The sequence below is a fragment of the Nostoc sp. NMS7 genome, assembly GCF_017115085.1.
Taxonomy (GTDB): domain Bacteria; phylum Cyanobacteriota; class Cyanobacteriia; order Cyanobacteriales; family Nostocaceae; genus Nostoc.
Genome location: NZ_JABXKJ010000158.1, coordinates 50435 through 56434 on the forward strand (window position 1 = coordinate 50435; position 6000 = coordinate 56434).

Genomic DNA, 6000 nt, shown 5'->3' on the forward strand with positions numbered 1-6000 from the left:
CTAGGTGCAAGATGTGGGTAACGGATATTTAGTTTCTGGAGATGTCTTTTATTTATTTGCAAATAAATAAAGCTGTGTAACCTCGCTGTTGTCCTCAGTCATCGGCGGGGTTTTTCAATGTTTGCTTTTATTAACTTGCTCAAAGGGGCGCGATCGCGTCAAAATAAGAGTTAAGACGCTGTAACCTAACTTAACAATGACCCGAACGCAGCTTGAGCAAATTTCCCCTCAACCAACACCGCCAAATGAACGGGGATATGAATATGATTTGGTAATTGTCGGCGGTGGGATTATTGGGTTAACTCTAGCCTCTGCTTTAAAAGATTCTGGCTTGAGTATCTTGCTAATTGAGGCGAAAGCTGCATCAGTGGCAGTAGCGAAGGGGCAAGCCTATGCAGTTCATCAGCTTTCGTCGCTCATTTATCAAGGAATTGGAGTTTGGGACAAAATGTTGCCTCAAATCGCCAAATATTGCCGCGTTCATCTTTCTGATGCCGATTCTCCCAATGTAGTGGAATTTGCCACAGATGATTTAAATATACCAGAGTTGGGTTATGTGGCGGAACACCAAGCGCTGTTGCAACCGTTGCAGGAGTTTGTCGAAAATTGTCCAAATGTGACTTATCTGTGTCCGGCGGAAGTCGTAAATACACAGTACGATTCCGATATAGTAGCGATAGATATTAAAGTTGCCGATCAGTTACAGACAGTCAAGAGCAAATTACTTGTAGCCGCAGATGGGGCGCGATCGCCAATTCGTCAAGCTGCTGGGATTAAAACTCTGGGCTGGAAATATTGGCAGTCTTGCATCGTGGCATTTGTCAAACCTGAAAAACCGCACAACAACACCGCTTATGAGAGATTTTGGTCTAGCGGACCCTTTGCGATTTTACCTTTACCGGGGAACCGTTGCCGCATTGTCTGGACAGCCCCCCACGAAGAAGCAAAAGCTTTATGTGCTTTAGATGATCAGCAATTTTTGGCAGAATTAACCCGTCGCTATGGCAATCAGATGGGGAAATTGGAATTACTCGGCGATCGCTTTGTATTTCAGGTACAACTCATGCAAAGCGATCGCTATGTTCTCCCCCGACTGGCATTAATTGGTGATGCGGCGCACAATTGCCATCCTGTGGGCGGACAAGGTTTAAATCTGGGTATTCGGGATGCAGCAGCTTTGGCGCAAGTAATCCAAGCAGCGCATCAAGCGGGTAAAGATATTGGTGATATTCAGATTCTTAAAGGTTATGAACGCTGGCGTCAGCTGGAAAACCTGACGATTTTAGGTTTCACGGATTTATTAGATCGGATGTTTTCTAATAATTTCTTACCTGTGGTGGTGGTGCGTCGCCTGGGTTTATGGTTTTTGCAGCGAGTACCTGTATTAAAGGTGTTTATCCTGAAATTAATGATCGGTTTGAAGGGGCGGACTCCAGAATTGGCAAAACGATAAACGCTACACGACACCAGCTTGAAAAATTTGATTTGGGGTGAGATTCAATTCGGGAAAAGTTTAGGAAACAATGCGTAGTTTACCGCCGCAGGCATCGCTATCTCGAAACTGAGTTATCTGATATTCCCCATCAATTAAGTTACAAACAGAGATTGTCGGTTGTTTGGGGTTGCCGATAAAATTACTTCCACCCAAGGCAGCATAATCGACAATCCAGTATTCTGGGATACCCATCTCTTCTCTTCGAGACGCTACGCGAACATAATCAGCATATTTTATATAGTAATCGTCCCGCCAGTTGGTTGATACAACCTCAATTGCCAAAGGTATTGATGCGCCCAAACTAACGATAGATTGTTTTTTCCATAATTGTTCATTTGCCAGATTTGCACGATTTAGCACCAACACATCTGGAAAGTAACCAGAATCTTTTTCAGGAGGTCTAACTATAGCTTGGTTGGGCATGAAGTAGGGCAATCCTAGACGTTGGATTTCAACAGAAATTTCGATACCTAAAAATCCTTTAACTTCTTCGTGTTCCCCGACTGGTTGCGCTATTTCAACAATTTGTCCGTTATGTAGTTCGTAGCGTACTCCTCGATTTTCGGGTAGCCAATCAACGAATTCCTCGAAGGTTACTAGCTTGGGTATGGCTTGAGTCATAGATGATAGAGAATTACTGATGATAGAAATATTATCTCTAATTTAAGGGAATGCGGACAGCTTTTTCACCACGGTTAATGCCGTTTCACTTTAATAATGATACAAATATGTTGGTAGGGGCACAACAATGTTCATTGGTGTCAACTTCAGCTAGAAAACGCTTGTTGACTTCCACGCCCGCCCTGAAATTTATTTCTGGGCTAATAGCTAAAGTCTACTCAAGTAGACTTTAGCTATTAGCAAGGAACTTCAGTTCCTTGTGGGACATGGGTTTTACGTGAAGTTGACACGCATGAGCATTCCTGTGCCCCTATGATAAATCTATATGCATCAGGGTTTGTGTGAAATGGTATAAGAGCCAGGGTATAAATCATCGTAGTTTTCACATATTTGTGTCCGAGTAATTCCTGTACTGTGCGGATATCATAGCTATTTTGCAGTAAATGGATAGCGAAACGTATAACAACCCACCTTTTTTTCAATACCAGCTTGACAAACCGCTTGTTTTAATGCTTTTTATAAACTACTTTTATGGCTGCTTTATGTTCAGACTTTAAGGAAAAAGGGCATTCTATGTAAAGACAAGGAACCTTGATATCAAGCAGCCATGAAACAGATGATTCCACAAAAATCCTCTATATTCCCTCATCCGCTAAGGCAAATCGGAGGCATCATTGTTTTAGCGATTGCTTATTATGGAATGGCTGAAATGTCACGGCATCTTGCCTCCACACCCCAGAATGTGACTCCAGTTTGGCCTCCAGATGGAATTGCTACTGGGGCTGTTCTGTTGTTTGGTAACTGGATCGGCTACGGTGTTTTGCTGGGTTCATTTCTCGCCAACTTCTGGGCGTTCCGAGATCCCACAAGTTTATTATCCTTGGTGATTTCAACGCTGCCAGTTCTGTTAATTGCGATCGGGACAACTCTGGGAACTCTGTTGGGTGCCTTCCTGCTGCGGAAAACTACTAACCATCACTATCCCTTAGAACGTGTCACCAACGTATTCAAATTTTTGATCTTAACCGGCATGGTGGGGCCGATGATCAATGCAACTGTTGGAGTGGCTTCCTTGGCGTTGAGTGGTAAAGTTCCCTGGACAGCGTATGGGACAGTCTGGTTAACCTGGTGGATTTCTAACGTTTCGGGAATTTTTATCGTTACCCCGATTCTGCTTAGTTGGGGGCAATTTATTCAAAAAAACCGACATCCAATCTGGCACTGGTTATCCCTGAGTTCAACCTCAGAAGATTCTGAAAATCTCCCTGATCTTCGACACTCAAGAGCAAACTCACACCCTTTGAGATTCTGGGTAATCGTAGAGCCAGTTATCCTGATAGGGTTGGTCATTCTCATCGCCAAAGTTGCTTTTGGTGAGGGATATCACTTAGAGTATATGTTAATTCCGACGTTGATCTGGTCTGCCTTTCGACTGGGGCAACCGGGTGCAACGCTATTAACTTTTATTGTGGCTGCGATCGCAGTGATCGCAACCGTCAATGGCAAAGGTAGTTTTGTGATTGCGGATCTGAACCAATCTTTGATGCAACTGCAATCATTTATTGGCGTGATTACACTTACCATTCTGGTGCTGACAGCAACGATCGCCGAACGAACACAAGTAGAAACCAAGCTGCGTTTAGCTTTTGCCGAATTAGCCAAAACCAATGAAACTCTGGAAGTTCGAGTTGAGCAGAGAACTGAACAATTGAATCAAAAGAATACGACTCTGAAGCAAGCCCTACAAACACTGAAGCAGACTCAATTGCAGATGCTTGAGATTGAAAAAATGTCTGCATTGGGACAGATGGTGGCAGGGGTTGCCCATGAAATCAATAACCCGGTTAATTTCATTGATGGCAACTTGACTTATCTTTCTGAGCATATCCAAGGCTTATTGAGAGCATTGCAAGCTTACCAACAGCACTATCCCAATCCACCTCAAGCCCTGCAAGCAGAATTGGATAAACTTGAACTGGACTATTTACAGGAAGATATAAGCAACATTCTTCAGTCGATGAAAATTGGTACTGATCGTATATCTACTATTGTGTTATCGCTGCGGAACTTCTCGCGCTTGGATGAGGCAGAATTAAAAGCCGTAGACATTCATCAAGGGATTGATAGTACTTTAATGATTTTGCAACATCGATTCCAAGCGACAGCCCATCGCCCACAGATCGAGGTTATTAAAGAGTATGGTCAGTTACCACTGATTGAATGTAATGCTGGCTCCCTTAATCAAGTGTTTATGAATCTTTTGAGCAATGCTGTTGATGCATTAGAAGAATCTAATCAGGGGCGATCGTTCCCAGACATTTCAGCCAACCCCAATGCCATCTGGATTCAGACTCGTCAAATCGATACAAACCAAGTGATGATTATGATTTCTGACAATGGAATGGGCATTTCAGAAGAGATTCGCTCTAAACTATTCGATCCTTTTTTCACCACCAAGCCCGTTGGCAAAGGCACTGGTTTGGGTTTGTTTATCAGCTATCAAATTGTGACTGAGAAGCATGGCGGTAATCTTTGGTGTGAGTCCACACTGGGGCAAAGCACAAAGTTTGTGATTGAGATTCCTGTAAAAGCTCAGAGGATTGATTGAATAAGCACAAATTATGTCTCGATTTCAGCATTTCCCATATCCTTTAGGTGGCGCTTATGATGAAAAAATATTCACATTTGGCTACGACTGTACCGCAGCGGTCAATATCTTGTACCCTTGTATCTAAAATGGTGAACCTGTCATGCTTCAAAAATACAATATTTTGCGATCGCCCAAAGGGCACTCCACTCCATGCAATTGCACCGCAGAGCTAAAACTAGGGGCAAATAACTTTTAAACTGTTATTCTGAAGCAACAGCGCACAACAATCAAGCCATTGCTTTGTATTCCAGCAATGCAGACTTCCATGCCTTAGCTGGGAAACTATGGGCATTACAAGGAGATTTTCGAGAAGCGATCGCATCTTGGCAAAAAGCACTAAAGTTTGACCCAGAAAATGCGATCGCTTGTGATTGTCTGCAAATGATCGAGCTAATGGCAAAAAATCATCAGACTTAAGGGACTACCAAAGAATAAATTACTCAAAAAAATCAACATTCTAAACTTAAACGGTAATTGCGTGAATCTGAATATTGTTTGCTTCAAAAGCTTGCCGTACCCGTAGACGGAACTCTCGCCCAACGCTCCATTGTTCCATAGGTACCGTTTTAATCCAGACGCGCACTAACATACCCATGTTGGATAGGTCATCAATCCCCAACACTTGGGGCGATTCTAGCAGGAACTCGCGCCATTCTTCTTCGCTATACAATTGTTTGCATACTTGCTTGAGAATCTCTAAAACCTGCTTGGGGTCGTTTTCATACGCCACTACAATAGAAAAGTCTACCCGCGACCAGAGGCGGGTGAGATTGCTGACATTCGTGATATTGCTATTGGGAATGGTAATTAATTTACCTTCGTTATTACGTAGTTGAGTCACCCGCAGGTTGAGATTTTCCACCAGTCCGCTTTTATCTGCGATCTCAATTACATCTCCCACAGCAAATTGATCCTCCATCAAAATCAAGCAGCCATTGACCAAATCTTTAATCAGACTTTGGGAACCAAGAGAAATTGCGATACCGATCACAGCGCCCCCTGCCAAAATTGAACTGGTAGGCACATTAAATATTTTTAGAAAATCCAAGATACCCAAGGTGATGAAAACAAAAGTGATTAATCCTTTGAGTGCCCCGGAAACTGTTGCAGCTCGTAGCGCAATCCGTTGAGTTTCACTCAAAGGGAGAGAGGAATGGGTTGTCCAGACATCAGTGAGGCGTATCCGCTCAATAAGTTGCGGTAAGCAAAAATTATTAGCGATTGTTGAATCAAT

General features: G+C 43.1%; 5 protein-coding genes and 1 pseudogene. 3 read left to right on the top strand and 3 right to left on the bottom strand.

Translation table 11 applies throughout. The annotated features are described in order from the left end of the window. Nucleotides 1-196: 196 nt before the first annotated feature. Nucleotides 197-1453: an FAD-dependent hydroxylase gene (locus HWQ38_RS16795; protein WP_292795369.1), complete on the top strand. Its 1257-nt coding sequence runs from the start codon at nucleotides 197-199 to the stop codon at nucleotides 1451-1453. Nucleotides 1454-1513: 60 nt separating this feature from the next. Here HWQ38_RS16795 and HWQ38_RS16800 read toward each other — a convergent pair whose 3' ends face one another. Together HWQ38_RS16800 and HWQ38_RS40480 are read right to left on the bottom strand one after the other, a co-directional pair. Then, nucleotides 1514-2116 (bottom strand): Uma2 family endonuclease, encoded by a 603-nt coding sequence (locus tag HWQ38_RS16800; RefSeq protein ID WP_292795372.1) that lies wholly within the window; start codon nucleotides 2114-2116, stop codon nucleotides 1514-1516. Between the two features lie 362 nt (nucleotides 2117-2478). Next, a pseudogene (locus HWQ38_RS40480) lies at nucleotides 2479-2632 on the bottom strand (tyrosine-type recombinase/integrase); the annotation flags it as partial. 91 nt (nucleotides 2633-2723) lie between these two features. Between HWQ38_RS40480 and HWQ38_RS16810 the strand changes: the two are divergent. Next, a complete protein-coding gene (locus tag HWQ38_RS16810; protein WP_292795374.1) occupies nucleotides 2724-4724 on the top strand; it encodes an MASE1 domain-containing protein in 2001 nt (666 codons plus the stop codon). Between the two features lie 282 nt (nucleotides 4725-5006). After that, the gene (locus HWQ38_RS16815) at nucleotides 5007-5183 is read left to right on the top strand and encodes a tetratricopeptide repeat protein (RefSeq protein WP_292795377.1); all 177 of its coding nucleotides are present in this window, start codon (nucleotides 5007-5009) and stop codon (nucleotides 5181-5183) included. A gap of 46 nt (nucleotides 5184-5229) precedes the next feature. Here HWQ38_RS16815 and HWQ38_RS16820 read toward each other — a convergent pair. Beyond that, nucleotides 5230-6000 (bottom strand): mechanosensitive ion channel family protein (locus HWQ38_RS16820; protein WP_292795379.1); only part of this gene is annotated, 771 nt, incomplete at its 5' end.

Coding starts and splice junctions, on each gene's coding strand:
- HWQ38_RS16795 (WP_292795369.1), top strand. CDS start 197: ATGACCCGAACGCAGCTTGAGCAAATTTCCCCTCAACCAACACCGCCA.
- HWQ38_RS16800 (WP_292795372.1), bottom strand. CDS start 2,116: ATGACTCAAGCCATACCCAAGCTAGTAACCTTCGAGGAATTCGTTGAT.
- HWQ38_RS16810 (WP_292795374.1), top strand. CDS start 2,724: ATGAAACAGATGATTCCACAAAAATCCTCTATATTCCCTCATCCGCTA.